21 protein-coding genes and 1 riboswitch are annotated in these 21,727 nt (G+C 40.3%); of the genes, 9 read left to right on the top strand and 12 right to left on the bottom strand.

Annotated features, from left to right (window positions below; translation table 11 throughout):
• Positions 1–80: 80 nt before the first annotated feature.
• The 8 genes from mntP to pabB form a co-directional block, all read right to left on the bottom strand.
• On the bottom strand, positions 81–665 hold the full coding sequence (mntP, locus tag M992_RS09065; protein WP_047256405.1) for a manganese efflux pump MntP: 585 nt from the start codon (positions 663–665) through the stop codon (positions 81–83).
• A 48-nt stretch (positions 666–713) separates the two neighbouring features.
• Positions 714–858: riboswitch (yybP-ykoY riboswitch) on the bottom strand.
• Between the two features lie 148 nt (positions 859–1,006).
• Entirely contained in the window at positions 1,007–1,465 is a 459-nt protein-coding gene (locus M992_RS09070; protein WP_053908226.1) for a DUF986 family protein, read from the bottom strand.
• An 89-nt stretch (positions 1,466–1,554) separates the two neighbouring features.
• A complete protein-coding gene (locus tag M992_RS09075; protein ID WP_047254696.1) occupies positions 1,555–2,418 on the bottom strand; it encodes a PTS mannose transporter subunit IID in 864 nt (287 codons plus the stop codon).
• Between the two features lie 13 nt (positions 2,419–2,431).
• Positions 2,432–3,235, bottom strand: a complete 804-nt coding sequence (locus M992_RS09080) for a PTS mannose/fructose/sorbose transporter subunit IIC (protein ID WP_053908227.1) — start codon at positions 3,233–3,235, stop codon at positions 2,432–2,434.
• 110 nt (positions 3,236–3,345) lie between these two features.
• The gene (gene manX, locus M992_RS09085; protein WP_211257337.1) at positions 3,346–4,317 is read right to left on the bottom strand and encodes a PTS mannose transporter subunit IIAB; all 972 of its coding nucleotides are present in this window, start codon (positions 4,315–4,317) and stop codon (positions 3,346–3,348) included.
• 638 nt (positions 4,318–4,955) lie between these two features.
• A complete protein-coding gene (locus M992_RS09090) occupies positions 4,956–6,320 on the bottom strand; it encodes an L-serine ammonia-lyase (protein WP_053908228.1) in 1,365 nt (454 codons plus the stop codon).
• 414 nt (positions 6,321–6,734) lie between these two features.
• Positions 6,735–7,295 (bottom strand): CoA pyrophosphatase, encoded by a 561-nt coding sequence (locus tag M992_RS09095; RefSeq protein WP_053908229.1) that lies wholly within the window; start codon positions 7,293–7,295, stop codon positions 6,735–6,737.
• Complete coding sequence (pabB, locus tag M992_RS09100) at positions 7,279–8,676, bottom strand: aminodeoxychorismate synthase component 1 (RefSeq protein WP_053908230.1); 1,398 nt, start codon at positions 8,674–8,676, stop codon at positions 7,279–7,281. Before pabB ends, M992_RS09095 begins: the two co-directional genes overlap by 17 nt.
• Before the next feature lie 432 nt (positions 8,677–9,108).
• Here pabB and M992_RS09105 point away from each other — a divergent pair, with 432 nt between their 5' ends.
• On the top strand, positions 9,109–9,312 hold the full coding sequence (locus M992_RS09105) for a YoaH family protein (protein ID WP_053908231.1): 204 nt from the start codon (positions 9,109–9,111) through the stop codon (positions 9,310–9,312).
• 238 nt (positions 9,313–9,550) lie between these two features.
• Entirely contained in the window at positions 9,551–9,922 is a 372-nt protein-coding gene (gene yebF / locus M992_RS09110; protein WP_053908232.1) for a protein YebF, read from the top strand.
• 55 nt (positions 9,923–9,977) lie between these two features.
• On the opposite strand, the gene M992_RS09115 is transcribed toward yebF, so the two are convergent.
• Positions 9,978–10,208: a DNA polymerase III subunit theta gene (locus M992_RS09115; RefSeq protein WP_053908233.1), complete on the bottom strand. Its 231-nt coding sequence runs from the start codon at positions 10,206–10,208 to the stop codon at positions 9,978–9,980.
• Positions 10,209–10,688: 480 nt separating this feature from the next.
• Here M992_RS09115 and ftnA point away from each other — a divergent pair, with 480 nt between their 5' ends.
• The 4 genes from ftnA (at position 10,689) to M992_RS09135 (ending at position 13,238) form a co-directional block, all read left to right on the top strand.
• Entirely contained in the window at positions 10,689–11,192 is a 504-nt protein-coding gene (gene ftnA / locus M992_RS09120) for a non-heme ferritin (RefSeq protein WP_053908234.1), read from the top strand.
• Positions 11,193–11,505: 313 nt separating this feature from the next.
• On the top strand, positions 11,506–11,892 hold the full coding sequence (gene copC / locus M992_RS09125) for a copper homeostasis periplasmic binding protein CopC (protein WP_053908235.1): 387 nt from the start codon (positions 11,506–11,508) through the stop codon (positions 11,890–11,892).
• A gap of 24 nt (positions 11,893–11,916) precedes the next feature.
• Positions 11,917–12,825, top strand: a complete 909-nt coding sequence (copD, locus tag M992_RS09130) for a copper homeostasis membrane protein CopD (RefSeq protein ID WP_053908236.1) — start codon at positions 11,917–11,919, stop codon at positions 12,823–12,825.
• 68 nt (positions 12,826–12,893) lie between these two features.
• Entirely contained in the window at positions 12,894–13,238 is a 345-nt protein-coding gene (locus tag M992_RS09135; RefSeq protein WP_174721779.1) for a YebY family protein, read from the top strand.
• Between the two features lie 489 nt (positions 13,239–13,727).
• Here the strand turns inward: M992_RS09135 and M992_RS09140 are convergent, their stop codons facing one another.
• From M992_RS09140 to yebS, 3 genes are all read right to left on the bottom strand, one after another.
• Positions 13,728–13,961 carry a DUF1480 family protein gene (locus M992_RS09140; protein ID WP_053908238.1) on the bottom strand — a complete coding sequence of 78 codons (234 nt, stop codon included), beginning with the start codon at positions 13,959–13,961 and terminating at the stop codon, positions 13,728–13,730.
• 226 nt (positions 13,962–14,187) lie between these two features.
• Positions 14,188–16,530 carry a PqiB family protein gene (locus M992_RS09145; RefSeq protein ID WP_053908239.1) on the bottom strand — a complete coding sequence of 781 codons (2,343 nt, stop codon included), beginning with the start codon at positions 16,528–16,530 and terminating at the stop codon, positions 14,188–14,190.
• Positions 16,505–17,734 carry a membrane integrity lipid transport subunit YebS gene (gene yebS, locus M992_RS09150; RefSeq protein ID WP_053908240.1) on the bottom strand — a complete coding sequence of 410 codons (1,230 nt, stop codon included), beginning with the start codon at positions 17,732–17,734 and terminating at the stop codon, positions 16,505–16,507. The genes M992_RS09145 and yebS overlap by 26 nt, the downstream gene beginning before the upstream one ends.
• 278 nt (positions 17,735–18,012) lie before the next feature.
• Between yebS and M992_RS09155 the strand changes: the two genes are divergently transcribed.
• The 3 genes from M992_RS09155 (at position 18,013) to prc (ending at position 21,355) form a co-directional block, all read left to right on the top strand.
• Positions 18,013–18,495, top strand: a complete 483-nt coding sequence (locus M992_RS09155; RefSeq protein ID WP_053908241.1) for a GAF domain-containing protein — start codon at positions 18,013–18,015, stop codon at positions 18,493–18,495.
• A gap of 111 nt (positions 18,496–18,606) precedes the next feature.
• Entirely contained in the window at positions 18,607–19,296 is a 690-nt protein-coding gene (gene proQ / locus M992_RS09160) for an RNA chaperone ProQ (RefSeq protein WP_053908242.1), read from the top strand.
• Between the two features lie 19 nt (positions 19,297–19,315).
• Positions 19,316–21,355, top strand: a complete 2,040-nt coding sequence (gene prc / locus M992_RS09165) for a carboxy terminal-processing peptidase (protein ID WP_053908243.1) — start codon at positions 19,316–19,318, stop codon at positions 21,353–21,355.
• Positions 21,356–21,727 lie beyond the last annotated feature (372 nt).

Raw genomic sequence — 21,727 nt, forward strand, 5'->3', positions numbered from 1 at the left:
GCAGTAACGTGAATATAAAATGTTACTTACTCAATAAACAGTGGCAATAGGGTAGTTATTTGGTGTTAGCCGCAGCAAGATTAAGCCGGTGCATACATAAATAGTTGCAGATGTTCAAACAAGATATTAAAGCCGATACCAATAAGTACTACGCCGCCGATAATTTCTGCTTTTTTGCCTAAGATAGGGCCAATATAGCGTCCGATCATCATACCGATAGTCGCCATAATCATAGTCATTAGGCCGATAGTCATGGCGGTATGAACAATATCAACTTGCAGGAAGGCTAAACCTAAACCGATAGCCATGGCATCCAGACTGGTGGCAATAGCGGTACAGATTAGGGTGACTGAGCCGTGACGAGTTTGCGGTTCTTCGCAAGGTTGGTCTTTTGTTTTATAACTTTGCCAAATCATTCGTGCGCCAAGCACAAATAATAAACCGAAAGCAATCCAATGATCCCAGCGAGCGACATATTGACTGGTTAATAAGCCGACCCCCCAACCAATAACGGGAGTTATGGCTTCAATGATGCCAAAGATAAAACCAGTGCGGAGGATTTCTCGGAAGCGGGGTTTGTGCAGAACGGCGCCTTTGCAGATTGCGACGGCAAATGCGTCCATAGACAAGGCTAATGCCAAAATTAAGGTTGCGTAAAAACTCATAATTATAGACTCGGTTGGGTATTATCCATATACACATAAATTACCCCCAACCAATGGCGTATTTATGTGTCTATGGTCTTGCCAACCGAATTTGGTGTCCGTACCACGTTTTAAATAAAACGAGTATGTTGATACGGACTTTCTGAATAAACGCGGTTATTCAGAACAGGCTACTCCCCAATGACGTGGACGGAAAGATACCATAAAATAATTAAAACGCAATAACAATATTATTAAGGATATTAAATCTAATTGAGAATTATTTTCATTTATGTAATTGAAAAAAATTAAGATTAATTATTTTTAATTAACCTTAATTTTAAAGTGAATATATAAATAAATTATTTATGATTTAATAGGAAATTATAAATCTTTTGTAAATCATCTAGTTGAGTAACTCTTATATAGAGTTTATTTTTCTCTAATCCCACAATTAAAATACCGTCTTCGGATAAATTCATAGTTTTAATTCGATTAAATAAAATAAAAGTATTCGCGAAATAAAAGCCATCTTGTTTAAATAATAACTTTGGCGAACGAATAAATGCTAAATAAATAGCCATTAATATAGTTGCTAATAACAGATAGGTGGTTAATAAATTACCATCGCGGGTAATATTGGTATAAATAACAATAGATACTAGCACAATAAAAATAACCGCATCCACTCGATGCTTACGTTTTAATTTGATTTTAAGAAGAGTTTTTCCTTGGCGTGTTGGCTGGATAAATTCATCATAAATGGCATAAGCCAGCATCAAAAGAATAATAATGGCTAGAATGATATCATTTAAACTCATGGTGAACATGCCCTTGAGTGGAGTAGTGAGTTGGTGAAGAATAAAAGCAATAACGGGAGGTCGCAACCTCCCGTACAATTATTATTGGATTAGATACCGAGGAAGCCTAACCAATAACCGAGGATACCTAAGGCGAAGAACCCGATAATTATCCACAATGCATTAACTTTATGACGTAATAACCACATACAGCCGAAAGTTAACAGCAGCGGAACCAGTCCCGGCATGAGTTGGTCAAGAATGGTTTGGACCGTGGTAACATCCATTTGTCCGGTGGCCTGATTTTTGATTTCAGAAACCACCAGTGGAATATTGACATGGGTCCATTTATTGACCAAGGCGCCCATGACAAAGAGGCCGAGGATAGACGCTCCTTCCGTCAATTTTTGCAGGAAGCCGCCACCCATATCTTGAACGATATCCAGTCCTTTTTTATAGCCGTAAGAGATGCCGTAGTATAAGGTTAACAGACGTACTAAGTTAAACAGAACGAAGAACAGTAGGGGGCCTAATAGGCTACCGGTCATTGCGATACCGGCACCCAATGCGGCAAACACCGGACGCACAGTACCCCAGAAAATAGGGTCACCGACACCGGCTAGCGGTCCCATTAAACCAACTTTGATCCCATTGATTGCGGCATCGTCGATATCTGCGCCATTCGCCCGTTGTTCTTCCATCGCCATTGTTACGCCGAGCACAGGGGCTGCAACGTAAGGGTGGGTATTAAAGAACTCTAAATGACGTTTGATGGCTTGTTTGCGGTCATCATTGTTTTCTGGGTATAAACGGCGAATAACTGGGATCATTGAATAGCAAAAACCCAGCGCCTGCATACGTTCAAAGTTCCAAGATCCTTGGAATAAGTTGGAACGCAGAAATACGCCACGGATATCACCCGGGGTGAGTTTTTTCTCAGCAGGTGCGGCTGAAGAAGTTGTTGTATCTACCATGAATGCGTCCCTCTTAATCTAATTCGTTATCAAGATTATTATTGCCATTACCGGATTGGCTGACGACAACCTGTGATTTGTTATATTTAGGGCTAAGCTGGATATACAGCACTGCCATAACCACACCGATAACACCAAGAGCAACCAAGTTAAAGTCAGTAAATGCCGCAGTCACGAAGCCTAAATAGAAGAATGGCATTAGGTAGCCTGCACGCATCATGTTAATAACCATCGCGTAACCGACAACAACAATCATACCACCAGCGATATTAAGACCATTAGTCACGACATCAGGGATAGAGCTGAGTAACTCTTGCACTTCTGAAGTTCCGACAGACACAGCCACGATTAATGCAGGAATAGCTACACGCATGGCTTGTAACACTAACGCACTAATATGGATAATCCCTAACGCGGTTAGATTACCATTTTTACCGGCGCGGTCAGCAGCATGTTGGAAGGCAACAGTCACCGTACGCACTAAAATAGTTAATACTTGTCCGGCAGCTGCCAGAGGGATAGCTAGTGCGATACCTGCACCAATATTTTGCCCGCCGGCGATAACCAAGATAGTAGAAATAATCGATGCCAGAGCCGCATCAGGCGCAACCGCAGCCCCGATGTTCATCCAACCTAATGCGATCATTTCTAGCGTACCCCCGATAATAATACCGGTTTTCATATCACCTAGTACGATACCAATTAAAGTACAGGCAACTAGTGGGCGGTGAAACTGGAATTCATCGAGGATAGACCCCATACCTGCGATACAGGCAACGATGAAAACCAGTACTATTTGAACAACGGTAAGTTCCATTGTTAATCTCCTGTAACCAAACGAGTTTGGCAATTCTGTTTTCGAGTAATGATAAAAAATACGTGTTAAACCGCCGTTATTAACGCACCGCAGTTATCGACGTGGAGTTATTAATTTTTTGCTTTTTTTATTAAGTCCATCATACGAACTTTACTGTCTGAGGCGACTTTACGCACTTCCAGCTCAATGCCTTGATCATTCAAATAATTGAATGCTGAGACATCTTTGTCATCAATCGATACTGCATTGGTGACTTGGGTTTTGCCTTCGTGGAAAGCCATACCGCCAATATTGACGGATTTAATCTCAACACCGCCCTCAACAATGCGTTTAACATCGGTTGGATTAGTGAATAACAACATCACACGCTCACCGGCGTATTTAGGGTTGTTATAGACACGCACACATTTTTCAACATCAACAACATGGGCGGTTACACCCGGAGGCGCGACTTGTTTTAACAGAGTAGAGCGGACGTGATCTTTAGCCACTTCATCGCTAACGACAATAATCCGTTTAACCCCAGTTTCTTTAGTCCAACGAGTCGCGACTTGCCCATGGATTAGACGGTCATCGATACGTGCTAGCGCGATCACCATATGGCCACCAGGACCTGGAGTAACGTGTGGTGCGGCTTGTGGAGCAGGGCTCGGCGCTGGTGTGGCAACGGCTTCAGGTTCAGATTCTTGCAGTTTGAACGGTTTGATTCCACCCCGGCCTGTTTCTAATGCCACGGTCACTAACTCTTCCATCGAAGGGCCATCGTCACGGCACATGAAGGTTTCAACCAGCATCGGGACATTAACGCCAGTAACAATTTCATAATTGTCATTTTGGTTAACGATCCGCGTTGCTGCATTAAAAGGACTGCCGCCCCAGGTATCAACCAAAAATAAAACACCGTCAGTAGTGGTTAAGTCGGTTAATTTGGCGTTGTATTTATCGAATAAAGTGTCAGCATTTTCCCCCGGCACAAAATCAATAAACGAGACATTTTCTTGCTCGCCAATTAACATTTCGGTGGTGCGTAGCAACTGCTCTGCTGCGACCCCGTGGGTACCAATCATAATAGCTATACTCACTATCTTTACCTCTTAATTAGATATACTTGCTATAAACCAATTTTCTGTTATGCAACTAAAACAAAAATCTTGGCTATCACTATGCTGTAACCCGATACTGTTCCTCCGTTATGCCAATGAGAGATCGATTATTTTTAATGAATATGATGTGTGGGATCCCAAATATCGGGGGATATACCGACACGTTAATAGCTACCTAGTTATCATTAGGCATTTATCAATTTAACTTATTAAAATTACAATATTAGCTAATGTTAACTATATGTAAATATAATTAATTTTGCATCTTTTAAATAGGATAGCATTTTGTTTAAGGTAAAAAACTTGTTTTGCGTCAGAAAATTAAAATAAACCAGATTATATCGATTATAAAGGTTGAATTGTTTTTGATTTTTACTATTTTAGATATTTTATAAGTATATTTTTTGTTTGGTTGAATTTATTATCTTTTATCGGTAACAGAATATGTCTGTAATTTAGAATTAACTTGTAAAAAAGACTAAAAAAACAGCAGAATAAAGGGTGGGATAAAAAATAGCCTTAGCAAATGCTAAGGCTATATTCTTATTTCGCCGGTTAAATTTTATATTAATTTAGCTAGCGAATAATTAAGGATAGTGAAAAAGAGTAAAAATAGTTTAGTCACACTGAACTTTTATCGCTAAACCACCGCGAGATGTTTCACGATATTTAGCGTTCATGTCTTTACCGGTTTCATACATGGTTTCAATAACTTTATCCAGAGAAACACGGGGTTCACTGGTTCGGCGGATAGCCATACGTGCCGCATTTACCGCTTTAACTGAGGCAATTGCATTACGTTCAATGCACGGTACCTGTACTTGTCCAGCGACAGGGTCACAGGTCAATCCTAAGTTATGTTCCATGCCAATTTCTGCGGCAATACACACTTGTTCAGGGCTGCCACCTAATAGCTCTGTGAGTCCAGCGGCTGCCATCGAGCATGCAACACCGACTTCGCCTTGACAGCCCACTTCAGCACCTGAAATAGAGGCATTCATTTTATACAGAATACCAATAGCCCCAGAGGCTAAAAAGTAGCGGGTGTATAGTTCTGGTGTGACGGGTTCGATACACTCGTTATAATAGGCTAAAACAGCAGGAACAATCCCACATGCACCATTAGTCGGTGCGGTAACAACACGCCCGCCAGCCGCATTTTCTTCATTGACCGCTAAAGCATACATATTGATTAAATCAACAACTTGCATTGGGTCATTAGAGAATTTACTGGATGAGGTTAACAACCGGTGCAGCGCAGAAGCGCGACGCGGAACACGTAATGGACCTGGTAATACGCCTTCGGTATTTAATCCGCGCTCAATACATGCCTGCATAGTGTGCCAAATGTCGGCGAAATATTGTTCGATTTCAATCCGAGAATGCAGATCAAGTTCATTCTTCATCATCAGGCTTGAAATAGATAAACCGGTTTTTTTGCAATTCAATAATAATTCAGAGGCTGAATTATAAGGATAAGAAACCGGTTTGCTATTGAGTGTTGATTGCCCGAAATGCTCTTCATCAACGATAAATCCACCGCCGATAGAGTAGTAAGTTTTGGTATAAATTTCGTCATCACCGGAAAAGGCATGAATAGTCATGCCATTTTCATGCAATGACAAGTTATCGTGACGGAAATTCATTCCACCATCACGCAAGAATTCAACCACGTTTAACCCATTGGCTAAAGGCAGTTGCTCAGTTTGTTCAACTTGCTGAATGAACCCAGGAATGGATTCGATATCAACTGTTGCAGGTAAATTGCCAGCCAATCCCATAATAATAGCAATATCAGTATGATGGCCTTTTCCAGTTAGTGAAAGTGAACCGTAAACATCAACGGTTACACGCGTGACGCTGGGTAGCAAATTTTTAGCGACCAAATCATCGACAAATTCTTTACCTGCCTTCATCGGACCGACCGTATGAGAGCTTGAAGGACCTATGCCGACTTTAAACATGTCGAAAACGCTTATCACGCTTGACTCCTTAAAAATGAACAGTTATTTGGTGTTTTATAGTAAAGCGCGCTACTTTACTTTCATTTCATAATGTAAACCAGCACGATTATAGGTTTTTTTGAATTGTCATAGAGTTTTTAACAAAAGGGGTTGAAAATAATACAAATTATCTGTCTTATTTTGGTTATTTGAGTTTTGTTATTTGCTTTTATAGGGCGCTACTTGACTATATAGAAAATAACCCGTTGGATGAGGCATAAATAGATAATAAGCCAATTAGTCAGTAAATTGATTATACGCTATAGCGGAGTAAATAGTGGACATAATTGTGCGATGTACCAGGTGAGATTCATACCATGAACTGTTTATTATTCATCTCCGTCGTTCGGTGATGAAACGTGGCTTAATGAAAGTAATGTGACCAGTAGCGATTTAATTAAGTTGTAATGCCAATTGATGAAGAATAGCCGCGGTCAATCCCCATATCATGCGATTTTTATACCAGTAAAAGAACACCCGTCGCCGTGTGCCAAAACGGATAATATCGATATATTTATGTTGATGTAGAGATAATGCATCAAATAAAGGCACTTCAAAAATATCATCAACTTCGGCGTCATTGGCATGATAATCAATTCCGGAAGGAATTAAGCCAACGATGGGCGTGACTTGATAACCGCCCAGACTGTTCATCGGGGATAATTGGCCGAGAACTTGGACTTGATTAGGGGGGATAGCGACCTCTTCGAAGGCTTCGCGCAATGCGGTATCAATTAAACTGGCATCAGTCGCATCCGCAGCGCCGCCGGGAAACGCCACTTGCCCAGCGTGAGAGCGCAAAGTTGTGGCGCGGCGAGTTAATAATAAGGTCGGTTGTTGTTTACAAACAATCGGTAATAACACGGCTGCCGATTTATCCTGTTGAGAAAAAGATACTCCGGCAACCGGGACGTTAAGCTGAAAATCACGAATGAAATCAGTTAGACAGGTCATTCTGGTGTAATTCTCCGAGCTGCGGCAAGATTAGTCTAAGTTTGTCGAAGGTTTCTTGATATTCCTTGCTAGCCACACTATCGGCCACAATACCGCCACCCGCCCAGCAATAAATTTTCTGCTTGTCGGTAATTAACGTTCTAATGGTGATATTGGTGTCCATATTGCCACTGAAACTGAGATAGCCTATCGCTCCACAATAACCATGGCGTCGATGGGGCTCTAGTTGTTCGATGATTTCCATGGCTCGTACTTTTGGGGCACCGGTAATTGATCCTCCGGGGAAGCATGCGCGTAATAATTCTGTCGCTTGATACTGAGAATCTAACTCCGCTGTAATGGTGCTGACCAAATGATGCACCGCAGGGAAGGGCTCGACTACAAATAATTCGGGCACTTTAACGCTGCCGGGCTTGGCGACTCGGCCAATATCATTGCGTAGTAAATCAACAATCATCAGATTTTCAGCCCGATCTTTACTTGAGGCCGCCAGTTTTTCGGCTTGCAATGCATCTTCTGCGGCATCCGCTAAACGAGGCAGCGTACCTTTAATCGGACGGGTTTGAATATGGCGCTGTTCAAGAGAGATAAAACGCTCTGGTGATACGCTGATCACTGTGTTTTTAGGCAAGCGTATAAATGCCGAGAACGGGGCTTTATTGGTTTTATTTAGGGCTAAGAAGGCTTCCCATTCATCCCCTTGATAATCGGCAGTAAATCGTTGAGCTAAATTAATTTGATAACAATCGCCACTGCGCAAATATTGATGGATTTGGGCAATTTTTTCATAGTATTCAGATTCTGTCATATTGGCAGACCAATCGGAGGTCAATCCAAATGGACGCTGCTCTGCGGCTTGTTGCTGCTGTAACCACTCAAAACGCGTATCGACATCATTAAAACTGAATAAAGTAACTTGCTGTAAATGGTGATCAACCACTAATCCCCAATCATAAATGCCAACCGCCATATCAGGAAAGTCCAGCTGGTTAGCCGCTAGTTCAGGTATTTTTTCAACGTAGCGCCCTAAATCATACCCAAAAATACCCAGCGCGCCACCTTGGAAAGGTAATGCTGAATTTGGCTCTGTGGCGAATTCAGGCTGTTGTTGATACAACGCTAAATAATGCTGTAACAGTGCAAAAGGATCGTCGGTGGAAGACCAGCTTTTATCTGCTTCATGAATAATAGTTTGATGATGCTGAGTTTCTAAAGTCACTATCGGCTGTGCAACTAGAATATCAAAACGATTATGTGAATGATCAGCCGCGCCAGAGTGTAATAGCATAGCCCAAGGTAAATGCGCAATAGTGGAAAAATAATCTTGAGCGGCATTAGGATGATACGGTAATGAGCGTTTTTGTAGCGTAGATTGTAGCATAGATTTCATGGGCGTTAATTAACCAATTGAACAAGATACGGTAACAATATTATCATAGGTTACTTGACAGGGTTAGCGCGGATTGTTATCAAATCGCTGACTTAAGACTCACTGATTGGCTATTACTGACTCAGGAATTCGGGATAATTAACAAATCATAACGATATACTGCTATATTGCTTGCCCGTTGCGATAGCATAGCCCATCATTCATCAACTACGGATTAATTTAACCAGAGTCAGCTGAGTCGATCAGTTGCTTATGCATTGAAGATCCCTCAACGCAGTGATTAAAATTATTAGCCTATATTTCTGTAATTATAGAAATATAACCCTATAAATCTAGCCATATAAATATTGTCATAGCATCGAAAATCTTAATCTTGTATATCAATGTTATAACCCGGTTGTTTAATTTAAGAGGTAATAAACGATGTTTTCTGGAATGCCTGCACTAAATCATACGCAACAACAGGTTGCAGTAGAACGAATTCATCAATTGATGGCGGACGGTATGAGCAGTGGTGAAGCTATTATGATTGTTGCTCAAGAAATTCGTGAACAATATAAAGACGAAGAACAGATACATGTGCGCTTTGAAGATGATGATGCTGATGAAGATCAGCCTCAAAGATAGGCATAGTAGCAAATTATTAGGTTGATAATGAGCAAATAACCAAATAATTAAAACGTTTTATTAACATTATCACAAAAATCCGATAAATAATGTGCTACTTATAGACTTTGATATTTTTCAATCTTAAGTTTTCTGTCTCGTGAGTTAGAAAATAGTTAGCAAATAGCGAGCAAATAACATTGAAATAAATCATTGTTTAATGAGCACATTTACCCCAAAGAGGGTTGTCGGAGGAAGTATGGAAACCATAAAAAATAACCGCCTGAATCTTATATTGGCCACAGTTGCACTAACATTCAGTGCTTTTACGTTTGCCGCCACCTCAGATGAGGCAAGAACAGCCCATTTTATAAGCTGTGAAAAGCTAAATGAAGTGCAAATTGGCGCACAAGTAAAAAATGATTTTATGCACAATCGTCTGCCGCGTTGGCAAGATGAGAAAGCAATATTAGGCAGTAAAGCCGTTGCTTGGGTGAATAATAATAATATTACTCAAACCCCAGAGGGCTATCAGGTACCACTTGATGTCCGAGGTGCAAAAAAAGATCTGCGTTATAATGTGCAAGTTGATTGTGTAAAAAATACTATTACCTATCAGCCAATAAAATAATTCATGAGTAGCTAGCAAAAAGGAGAATATTAAGTTCTCCTTTTTGCTGATCAAATTATTTTATAGTTGGTTCGTAAGGTAAACGCGAGAGCGTTTGAGAGCGTTGCCGATAAAAGACTAAGCGCTCACGAAAATAGTCGCGTAGAGACTCGGGTTGTTGTTGTTCAACCAGCTCGGCAATAATCGGCATATTATAACGCTCTTTAAAGGCGACGCCGGAGGCCGCGAGATCAACATTAATTTTATCCATCTCTGATTTAGACAATTCCGCCAAATTATAACTCATGTATGATCCTATTAATTTTGGGTTATACACCATGATATCGGTATTTTAGCAGCCTGTTATTCACCTGTCTTGTCTAAGCTGGGGGGCTATCTTTGAAGGTTTTTTTGTGATGATAGAAAATACATTGTAGAGCTAATGTATTTAAGCGATAGCGTAGATCTTTATATTGATGATATTTTAATTCAATAATAAGAAAAATATCGATAAATAATAAGTTTAATTTAATGCAAATAACAATAAATCTTATTATTCTTTATTAAAATTGAATGATATTTAAAATAACAAATAGCTAAAAGATAATGAATCGCATTGCGTAATATATTTATTGAATGAGATTAGTTATTATTTGATGTTTCATAAAAAGTTAATATTAATCAATATATTGTGATATTTTGTTTTATTTTTGTTTTAGTGTGTATTTATTTGTAATAGTGTGCATAATACACAGATATTTTATTATAAAAAACAGGAATAAATAATATGCTTACAAAAGACATGATCAATAAATTAAATGAACAATTAAATCTTGAATTTTATTCAGCTAATTTATACCTGCAAATGAGTGCGTGGTGCAGTGATAAAGGTTATGAAGGCGCGGCAGCGTTTTTAAAAGTCCATGCAAAAGAAGAAATGGAACATATGCAACGTTTATTTGATTATCTGAGCGATACTGGCGCATTGCCTCTGTTAGGTCAGATTGCAGCACCACCATCAGCATTTTCTTCTATTGCCGATGTGTTCAAAACAACTTATGAACATGAACAATTCATTACTGCTGAGATTAATAAACTGGCGCATTTAGCGATGACTACGCAAGATTATTCAACTTTTAATTTCCTACAATGGTATGTTTCTGAACAGCATGAAGAAGAAAAACTGTTTAAATCTATTTTGGATAAATTGGATATGGTAGGTGAGAGTGGTAAATCCTTGTTTATTCTGGATAAAGATTTAAAAGGAATGTCTGCGGCAACGCATGTTTGATTGGTATCAGTTATAATTCCGTTCGAATAATATCGATAAAACGACCAGAGCTATTTATTTGCTCTGATCGTTTATTAAAGCATATATAATTTTCACTTCATTTGACCTCAATAATTACCACGCAAATAATCATCAATTAATTAACATTTAGTCAACAATGTCATTTTAGGTATATTCCTTTGTAGAAATGACTAAAATGAGTGCTGTATCACAGGATAAAACACTCGTACAAATTAGTGGCAGCGTAATGTTCTTTCTTAGTATAAAATAATTGTCATTACAAATAAAATCACCTGCAAATTAAGGGGTTACTATGCCACTTCATAAAATTACATCGCCATGGCGCAAATTAAGTGCAATCGCCGTTTTATTTATAGGGATGTCTTGTCAGCAAGCTCTCGCTCATGCACACCTTACCGATCAATTGCCTGCCGAAGGCGCATCAGTAGAACAGACGCCTGAATCGATTACACTTAACTTTTCTGAAGGAATTGAAGTTAACTTCACTAAAGTTAATATTACCGGACCAAATAATACTCGTGTTGATACCGGTAAGCCGATACTTGATGCCGCCAACGATACCAAAGTAATCGTACCTATCAAGGCTAAACTTGCCAGTGGTAAATACGATGTTTCTTGGAGCGTTGTTTCGGTTGACGGACATAAAACTAAAGGTGAATATAGTTTCACAGTAAAATAATGGTGAAATAATCGTAAAATAATAATGTCTCTGGATCAGCTGTATGTCCTAACTCGTTTTATTCATTTTATGGCAGTGATGCTAATGTTCGGAATGAGCATATTCACTGCCACCCTCGCTGTTGATCGCTTCGCGTTACTTTTATCTTCTCAGCTTAAAAAAGGCTTGATATTTAGTACATTGATAACTGCATTGACCACCTTTGCTTGGATGTTTATACAAGCGGGATTAATGGGCGATGGTTGGGAAGACGCATTTGATTTCTCGACTTGGATCAGTGTATTGGGTACGACTTTCGGTCAATCTTGGCGCTGGGAATTAATTTTGTCAGTGGCTGCGATGGCGGCATTAACACTAAAATCACCGCGATGGCGTAATCGTGGGCTATTAATTATTTCCATCGGGTTATTAGCGGTACATGCCACTATAGGGCATGCGGCTATGTACAGTGGTATGCGCGGTATATTACATCAAATAAATCAATTCATTCATTTAGTTAGCTCGGCTTATTGGTTCGGTGGATTATGGCCATTCTTGATTTGCATCCAGTTTATGCGCGACAAACAGCAGCTCACGGGGGATCTTGATCCTGCCATTCTGCCTTCTATTATTCGCACGATGACTCGCTTTTCCCAGATTGGACATATCGCGGTGATTTTGGTGTTAATCACAGGAACAATTAATAGCTTATTATTGTTACCGGGCTGGCCGATTAATTTTACTTTCTCTGATTATCAATCACTGCTGGGGCTAAAAATTGGCTTGGTACTGGTGATGTTAATCTTAGCGGTGGTTAATCGCTATGTGCTGGTGCCCAAACTTAAGTTAGCTGGACGGTTACAATATTTGATTATTAATAGCTGGATCGAGCTAATTTTAGGTACAATGGCGATTCTCGCTGTTGCTATTTTTGCAACATATCAACCCGCATGACGATCAGATTAATATCGCTGATGAATATCACTGATCATGAATTTAGGTGAAGGGCAGTATACATGAACATCAAATCCGTTGTTTTCACACTATTATTAACCAGCATCAGTTTTTCATCGCTTGCTGCGCCTATTACGACGGTGAGCAAAAAACAAATAGGGGCAGATAAATGGCCCTTTACCCGAGAAGAAGTGATGCTAGAGTGCCGAAGCAATGGCGCATTAATGGTGATTAATCCCGCCACACTAATGCAGTATCCGATCAACGATATTGCTATTCAGCAGATGAAAAATCGTGAAATCAATGCAATGCCTATTGATATCTTATTGCTTGATGACCCCCAACAATCAGGGATGAAAATGGACATTGCGGTAATACAGCAAGCGGCTCAAAGCTTATGCCATAATGATTAGTTTGCAATAAATCTGATTATTACTGGTTCAACAGACTCAATATTATAGATTAGTTCGAATAATCAATAATATTGGGTTTTTTTATGGCTAAAATTTGAAAAAATTAATACGGATTTATCGGGGGGAGATATTGAGGAATAACGGCAAATAAATCCATTACGTAGGATAAATAACTTAATTGCTAATAGTAGGAACTGTTTAAAAACCAGTAATCAATTATAAATTAATGTTAAAAAACTGTAAAATTGAGCAGGTAATTAATGGCGAAAATAAGTAAATCAGCTAAGATTAAAATTATAGGCTATATCAATTAAGACCAAAATTAAAATTAAGATTTTAAATAAAGAGTTTAGATAAAGATTTTAGATAAAGAGTTTAGAAAGATTTTAGCGCATGGCTCAAGCAGAGCCCTTTCCCAAGGCCAGATAAGCGGAATTTATCTGGCCTCTTTTTTTACTATCATGACGTCATGCTGTTTACACATACACATTAGGCGACTCGCATAACCCAGTGATCACGTTCTTTATCATACAGATGCCGATAAAGTAGCACCGGTTGCTCGTTGATGGTGGCGGGAATACTGGTGTGTTCATCCCAGCCATCCAACTGCATACAAAATTCGGTATCTGAATTACACGGGATACGTACCATAGACGTTTGTTTATCAGAAAGAATAGCATCATCGATTTCATAGGAAGATATTTTCAATTTTACGATGTTCATCAGTAACCCCTAATTTCATTTAATGGTAATCAGCTAATACTGCAGTAAGCCGTTCAAGGAACAATAATAACAAGCATTCATTGAGTTACTGGAAGGTAATTCAATTGTTACATTATTGATACTCACGCTATACAGCATAGTATAAATGGAATCTATTTCCAAAATAAATTTAGCCACTAAATAAAAAGGAGGTGCAATATTCTCATAATATGCACCTCCTGTAGCATTATCGTTTAGGGATTGCCGTTCCCCATTCCTGCCAATCTTTAGGTGGCTCTAATTTTAGGATGAAATGCTGTTCGGCTTTAGCCGGATTGGATAAAGGTACGGTCGGTGGTGTAGCAATGGCGATTCCTCCACGGACGAATTGTTTAAAGGTGCCGCTTTTCACTACGCCACCCGTTAAGCCGAAGGATAAATTGTATCCAGAAGCTAACCAAAACTCAGTGTTATCCCGAATAAGATATTGATATTCTTTACCAATTCTGGTTGAAACATAGACTCTATCAGACAGTTCGCCCAACGTAAATCCGGTCACTGTTCCAATTTCCAAACCGCGAAATAGAATCGGCGTTCCAACTTGTAAGGCGCCTATTTCGCTGGCATCAAGTACGATAGTCATACCATCAAGATAGCGTGAGTCAGTAATGTTGGCGGTTTGTAAGGCAAAGAGATAACGGTTTTTTGTGCCTCGGCCGGGCTCTGCATTAATATAAGGTTGCAGCAGTGAATCTAAGTTACTCACGCCCGCAGAAGATAGCTCTGGCGTCACTACAGCAAAACGACTGCCCGCTATAGAGAATGATTGAACATACTGGGGATATAAAATCGCTTGAGCATGCACTTCACTTTTGTTGGCAGATAGTTTCATCGATTCAATTTGGCCGATATCGATGCCGAGATAACGAATAGGCATTCCTACGGACAGTTTAGAAGCATCGAAGGTTGTGAGGGTAATCACGCTACCTATGGCTTTAGCCGCAGTTTCGTTAGGGTACAGGGTATGCCGACGTTCGTCATTTACCACTACGCCGGAAAAGTTATCAAAGCTGATAGCGCCTTTAATCGCTCGGCTAAGTGGAGCGGCCTGCACGGTAAGCCCATGGCCGTTTAATTGGACTTTGGCTCCACCTTCTGCCCAGAACACACTATTATCTGTCAATAAATTACGGTATTGGCGCGAAATATGCACATTGATACTAAACCCTTTGGCATGCGGTTTAATTGAGACTATTTCGCCAACTTTAAATTGACGATAAAGAACAATAGATCCAGCCTGAATGTCGGGTAACGTATTGGTTTCTAATGTGATTGATGTCGTTGGTTCCGAGCCTATCACACCCGCTTGAGCATTTTCATCACTGCGATAGAGAGGATAGGTTTCAGTGCTATTTGTGGGTGCGCCTGATCCAGCCAGCAAGTGGATACCACCTTCTAACCATTCTTGTGGTGTTGCTCCTTGAAATTGCACTCCATTTAAACCAAATTGAACATCTACCCGACTATTGGCGACAAATTTGCTATTTTCTCGAATTAAGTGGCGATACTCGTCCAATATACCAATGTTGAAAATGACATTTTCATTGGAGAGATTACGGGCTAAAACTTCACCTATTTTGATCCCTCGATAGACAATAGGCTGTCCTGCGTTCACACCGTAGGTTTCGGGAGAGGTTAATGTCAGGCGTAAACTTTCGGGTCCATATTGGTTTTCAATATTAGCGATATCTCTGGCGGCTAATAAAGGAAAGTTTTGATCTTGTTCAGCGGCAGGGCTGTTTTCTGGCGAGTCAAAGGCAACTGCGCCATTAATAACCGCAGAAAGACTTTCCATTTTAACACTGGCACCTGAACGCAGATCAAATTCGCCTTGTACACCCGAAACATTCCAAAATTGGCTGTCTTGTTTGACTAAATGGGCATAGCGTTTTTCAATTACTACCGCAATAGAGACACCTCGGCTGTCAGGTAAAATAGAATAATCATAAATATAGCCGACAGGGACTTTACGATAATAGACCGCTGAGTTTTCGTGCAGTGAGCCTAAATCCGAGGCGCTGAGATAAATCAGTAATTGTCCGGCATCCATATGAAATTGAGGTTGACTATCTTGTGCGACGTAATTATGTGCTTCCGCGCCTTCTCCCGGCATCATGCCTATATAGTTGCCTCCAACCAGAGCATCTAAGCCAGAGACGCCAGCTAATGAGGCTTTGGGAGTTACTAACCAAAATTTAGTGCCTGCACGCAGTGCCGATTTCATGTCTTTATGAATACTCGCCGTGACACTGATGGTTTGCATATTTTGGCTAATTGCGACTGATTTAACCATACCCACTTCGACCCCTTGATAGCGAATAGGGGTTCTTCCTGCCACGATGCCCGGGGCTGATGAGAATTGGATCGTAATTTCGGTTCCTTGCTGTGACCATTGTTGCAGTAATAGCCAGCCGGCAATAAAAATCGCGACCAGTGGCAGCAACCAAAAGGGAGAAATTCGAGCTTTGTGTTTTATCATCACCGGCACTTCAGGTTCTGAGGGTTCACTTGGTTGTGGTTTTTTTTGCATATGTATCCCAAATTAGACGGCTATCAAGCCATTCAACGGCAAGAATGGTGAGAATGACAGCGGTACCAAAATAAAAAGCGGCTGGTCCTAGCGTAAATGACATTAATTGGTCTCGATTAATTAAGGTCATCATCAGAGCAATAACGAATAAATCTAACATTGACCAACGGCCAATCCATGAAACAAATCTCAATAATTTCATCCTCAATATCGGGTCTAATGCGCTGTTAATGCGGATAGATATTAGCAGGATTATCATCACTATTATTTTCAAAAAAGGAACAAATATACTGGCGATAAACACAATTAGCGCAATCGGCCAGTTTCCTGATTGAATTAATGACACTACGCCAGAATAAATTGTATCTTCCATTCGCTGACCATTAAGATAAACAATTGATATTGGTAATAAATTGGCCGGAAATAATAAAACCATAGCAGCAATTAATGCAGCACAAGATTTCTGCATACTGGCGGGTTCTCTGGCATGCAGTGGACGATGACAGCGCTGACAAACGCCACGTTTATTAGGTGGCGCAGTATAATCGCAGGCGCGGCAGATTAGCGCGTTATTTTCCGCGCCATGAGAAGCTTGTGGATAAAATCGAGACCACAGCCGTTCAAGGTCGAGGTGAATGAGCATTAAAAGGCTTAAAATAGTGATGCATATAAAAGCGATTAAGCCATTACCGATAAAAATAGTCGCGTAATCTTGCAGTTTTATGGCCGCTACACCTAATCCAACCAAATAGACATCCAGCATCACCCACTCTTTTAAGCGGCCTAAGACTAATAATATCGGCCGTAAATTCATCCCGATGCGGGATCCTAAAGATAAATAAAGAATCGATAAGGGTAAAAATAGCGGGGCGGCAATGGCACAAAACGCCACAATCGCCGCCGTTAATGGCGAGCCTTGTTGACTCATTAATTTGACGCCAGTAAATACGTTGGCATCTATTTGGCTTCCCAAAAGATGTATCGAGATTAAAGGTTGCCAGAAAGCCATCGGGGCCAAAATTAGAATAGAAATAGCTAAGACAGTTAAGCGGCTGAGCGACCAACTATTGCCATCTTCTAATTTACTATTACAGCGCGGACAAATCAGTGCTTGTTGGGTATATCGCGCCGCAGGTAGCTGTAATTTTTGATCGCAATAACAACAACGTTGCGAAATTGTGTCACACCTATTAATCTGAGCCATATAAAAATGTTCGCTATGGGTGACTCAACATAAAAATACCGCGCATGTTGGCATTAATACGCGGAAAAAGCTGCGCAGAGTCACCTGAATATTGCAGCTATTAGTGCCGTTATTGTTGATTTATCGTGCTTATGATGGCACGAATTTGCCTATAAGGTAATTTATTGAGTTCTGTGAACGGAATAAATTTTACCACAAAGTGACATCCTGATAACCTGTTCTTCGGTGGTTTATGGTGCGCATTATTGAAACTTGGTTAATTTCTAGAAGATATCATTATGGATAAACAGATTTTATATCGTGAGCTTACGGATAGTTTGTCTGCTCTATTGGCTGGAGAGTATGATTTTATTGCCAGTCTAGCTAATACCAGTGCATTATTATTTGAACGCTTAGAAAATATTAACTGGGCGGGATTTTATCTCAGAGATGGGCAGCAATTAGTGCTTGGTCCTTTTCAAGGTAAAATTGCCTGTGTCAGAATTCCTTTTGGTAAAGGGGTATGTGGAAGCGCATTCTCAGAAAATAAGATCCAGCGGGTTGCCGACGTGCATGAATTCCCTGATCATATCGCTTGTGATGCGGCAAGTAACTCTGAAATTGTGCTGCCTTTAGAGATAAATGGTCAGATCTTGGGAGTTTTGGACATTGATAGCCCAAATATTGAACGGTTCGATGAAGAAGATGAAATTGGCCTGAAAATGCTTGTAAGCCAGTTGTGCCAACATCTCGCGCTATGTTCTATGGCAAAATATCAATAATTAAGGGTAACTTAACTTAATCAGGGCGTGGTAATTGTTTGTAACGCTATTATAATGTCCGCTTGTTCATGCCCATGCTGGTTGGCAAAATCGTTGTTATCAGGAAATTTCATGGAAAATCAACCTAAGTTGAATAGTAGTAAAGAAGTCATCGCTTTTCTGGCTGAGCGTTTTCCGCTCTGTTTTATCGCTGAGGGAGAAGCGCGTCCATTAAAAATTGGTATCTTCCAAGATATCGTCGGACGTTTGAAGGATGAAGATGGTATAAGTAAAACTCAGTTGCGTACAGCATTACGCATGTATACATCAAGCTGGCGTTACCTTTACGGTGTTAAAGAAGGGGCTAAACGTGTTGATCTTGATGGTAATGATTGTGGCGAGTTAGAAGCAGAACATATTCAACATGCGCAGGCTCAGCTTGCTGAAGCAAAAGCGCGTGTTCAAGCTCAACGTGCACAAAAACGCGCGGCTGAAAAAGAGAAAGCTGCTGGTGAAAAAACACCACGCACTGCTCCGGCAAAAAATAGCACGCCTCGCCGTCGTACTGCAGACAGTGAAAAACGTGAAAATCGTTCGTCAAACCAAACTGCCAAACCGCGTAAACCTGCTGGACACTCTCCTCAACCTGCATTGAAATCAGTCACTGACATTACGGCACTAAAAGTCGGTCAGTTATTGAAAGTCAAAATTGGCCAGAGCTTAATGGATGCGTCAGTATTGGAAATTGCCAAAGATGGTGTCAGAGTTCAGTTACCGACTGGATTGGCAATGATGGTGCGCGCGGAACATTTAAAGTTCTGATACGGAGGTCAACCTGGGCATGAGCAAACTTCTAAAAGTCGCTTTTGTTTTAAGCCTTGCCACCTTTGGCAATGCAATAGCAAATACACAAGCCGTGACCGCAATCACGGCGAGTCAGTTACCCGAGCTAAAACAAGATCCACAGCATGGCATTGTGAGTGAGCGAGTTACCTCACGGTTTACTCGTTCTCATTATCGCCAATTTGATTTAAATGCTGACTTTTCAGCTAAGATCTTTGATCGTTATCTAAACATGTTGGATTATGGGCATAATGTCTTGTTACAGTCTGATGTCGATAAATACGCCAAAGATAAAACAAAAGTGGGACAGTGGCTGGAAGATGGTAAGCTTGATGCCCTGTATGACTTGTTTAATTTATCGCAAAAACGCCGATATGAACGCTTTCAGTTTGCGTTAAATCGGTTAAATCAGCCGATGAATTTTGATGGTAATGATACGATTCAGATAGATCGTAGCAAAGCCCCATGGCCGAAAAATAGCCAAGAACTGGATAAGTTATGGGATGAAAAAGTTAAATATGACTGGCTCAATCTCAAGTTAACCGGTAAAGATGATAAAGAAATTAAAGAAACTCTGACCAAACGTTATAATTTTGCGATTAAGCGTTTGTCTCAAGGTCAAAGCGAAGATGTTTTTCAATTAATCATGAATGCCTTCGCGCGCGAAATTGATCCACATACTAGCTATTTATCGCCTCGCAGTACCGAACAATTTAACTCGGAAATGAGTTTATCTCTTGAAGGTATTGGTGCGGTATTACGTCAAGATGATGATTATACTGTAATTAATTCTATGGTTCCCGGTGGGCCAGCAGCAAAAAGTAAATCATTAGCGGTCGGCGATAAAATTATTGCAGTGGGCCAGCAAGGTAAAGGTATGGTCGATGTAGTCGGTTGGCGCCTTGATGATGTAGTCGCGTTAATTAAAGGACCCAAAGGCAGTAAAGTTCGCCTTGAAGTCTTAGCGGATAGCAAAAGTGCCAAACCGCGAACCATTACTATTTTGCGCGAGCAAATCCGTCTGGAAGATCGCGCAGTTAAATTGAAGATTAAACAAGTTGGTAACCAAAAAGTCGGCGTTCTGGATATTCCAGGCTTCTATGTTGGTCTGACCAATGATGTTAAAACCCAATTACAAAAAATGGCGCAAGATAATGTTTCTGCCTTAGTAATTGATTTACGAGGTAATGGTGGGGGCGCGTTAACCGAAGCTGTCTCATTATCTGGCCTGTTTATTCCGAGTGGTCCGGTAGTGCAAATCCGTGATAATAACGGACAAGTACGCCAAGACATCGATGAAGATGATGCGGTTTATTATAAAGGCCCCATGACAGTATTGGTTGACCGGTTTAGTGCATCAGCCTCTGAAATTTTTGCGGCGGCAATGCAAGATTATGGTCGGGCATTAATTGTCGGTGAGCCGACTTTTGGTAAAGGTACGGTACAGCAACATCGCAGTTTAAGTCGAGTTTATGACCAAATGCTGCGTCCAGAATGGCCTTCATTAGGCTCAGTGCAATATACTATACAAAAATTCTACCGTATTAATGGCGGCAGTACCCAACGAAAAGGGGTCACACCAGATATTGTGATGCCTACGGGAGTTGATCCAGCTGAAACCGGTGAAAGTTTTGAAGATAATGCGTTGCCTTGGGACAGTATTCCCGCAGCAAGTTATGAAATTCAAGGTGATGTTAAGCCGATAGTGGCAGAATTAACGGCCAAACATCAAGCTCGGATTAGTCAAAATCCTGAGTTTAACTATATTGAAGAAGATATTGCGCGTTATAAGGCTAATAAAGAAAATAAAGATGTTATTTCTCTTAATTATGCTCAGCGTGAAAAAGAAAATAGCGAAATTGATGCAACGAAACTTAAACGTATTAATGCGCGCTATGCTAAAGAAGGTAAACCTTTATTAAAATCAATTGATGATTTACCAAAGGATTATGAAGGTCCTGATCCTTATTTAGATGAAAGCGTTAATATTGCGATTGATACGATTAATGTACCTTCAGGCCGTTTGTTAACTAAATAGTCTCAGGCACAGATTAAGTAATCTGCTTGCGATTAGCAGATTGAAATACCAGCCTTAATTAGATTGGAGTGAAGGGATTTGCTTCAATCTACCTTTATGCTATTAGCCCATCCGTGTTTATTCAGTATAGTTATTCAGCGCAGTTATTCAGCTTAACTCTTCGGTCTATTCCAGGCGTTTTATGCTAACTTTCATGACATTGAAAACAGCAGGTTAAATTCAAATTAGGCTAAGATAACTGATTAATAATTCGCTAATTAGTGAGCTTTGTTATCAATTATGTAAAGTTATGTTTATTTTTATGTTTGAGGTGGTAAAAGGCTTGAAAAATTGTGAGAAAGCCTTATTTATAGCGTTAGATTCTACCGAATT

This window comes from Moellerella wisconsensis ATCC 35017, assembly GCF_001294465.1.
In the GTDB taxonomy this organism is placed as follows: domain Bacteria; phylum Pseudomonadota; class Gammaproteobacteria; order Enterobacterales; family Enterobacteriaceae; genus Moellerella; species Moellerella wisconsensis.

Bases quoted from the DNA above. Each gene is read 5' to 3' on its own strand.
- mntP (WP_047256405.1), bottom strand. From the start codon at position 665: ATGAGTTTTTACGCAACCTTAATTTTGGCATTAGCCTTGTCTATGGAC.
- M992_RS09070 (WP_053908226.1), bottom strand. From the start codon at position 1,465: ATGAGTTTAAATGATATCATTCTAGCCATTATTATTCTTTTGATGCTG.
- M992_RS09075 (WP_047254696.1), bottom strand. From the start codon at position 2,418: ATGGTAGATACAACAACTTCTTCAGCCGCACCTGCTGAGAAAAAACTC.
- M992_RS09080 (WP_053908227.1), bottom strand. From the start codon at position 3,235: ATGGAACTTACCGTTGTTCAAATAGTACTGGTTTTCATCGTTGCCTGT.
- M992_RS09095 (WP_053908229.1), bottom strand. From the start codon at position 7,295: ATGACCTGTCTAACTGATTTCATTCGTGATTTTCAGCTTAACGTCCCG.
- pabB (WP_053908230.1), bottom strand. From the start codon at position 8,676: ATGCTACAATCTACGCTACAAAAACGCTCATTACCGTATCATCCTAAT.
- M992_RS09105 (WP_053908231.1), top strand. From the start codon at position 9,109: ATGTTTTCTGGAATGCCTGCACTAAATCATACGCAACAACAGGTTGCA.
- yebF (WP_053908232.1), top strand. From the start codon at position 9,551: ATGGAAACCATAAAAAATAACCGCCTGAATCTTATATTGGCCACAGTT.
- M992_RS09115 (WP_053908233.1), bottom strand. From the start codon at position 10,208: ATGAGTTATAATTTGGCGGAATTGTCTAAATCAGAGATGGATAAAATT.
- ftnA (WP_053908234.1), top strand. From the start codon at position 10,689: ATGCTTACAAAAGACATGATCAATAAATTAAATGAACAATTAAATCTT.
- copC (WP_053908235.1), top strand. From the start codon at position 11,506: ATGCCACTTCATAAAATTACATCGCCATGGCGCAAATTAAGTGCAATC.
- copD (WP_053908236.1), top strand. From the start codon at position 11,917: ATGTCTCTGGATCAGCTGTATGTCCTAACTCGTTTTATTCATTTTATG.
- M992_RS09140 (WP_053908238.1), bottom strand. From the start codon at position 13,961: ATGAACATCGTAAAATTGAAAATATCTTCCTATGAAATCGATGATGCT.
- M992_RS09145 (WP_053908239.1), bottom strand. From the start codon at position 16,530: ATGCAAAAAAAACCACAACCAAGTGAACCCTCAGAACCTGAAGTGCCG.
- yebS (WP_053908240.1), bottom strand. From the start codon at position 17,734: ATGGCTCAGATTAATAGGTGTGACACAATTTCGCAACGTTGTTGTTAT.
- M992_RS09155 (WP_053908241.1), top strand. From the start codon at position 18,013: ATGGATAAACAGATTTTATATCGTGAGCTTACGGATAGTTTGTCTGCT.
- proQ (WP_053908242.1), top strand. From the start codon at position 18,607: ATGGAAAATCAACCTAAGTTGAATAGTAGTAAAGAAGTCATCGCTTTT.
- prc (WP_053908243.1), top strand. From the start codon at position 19,316: ATGAGCAAACTTCTAAAAGTCGCTTTTGTTTTAAGCCTTGCCACCTTT.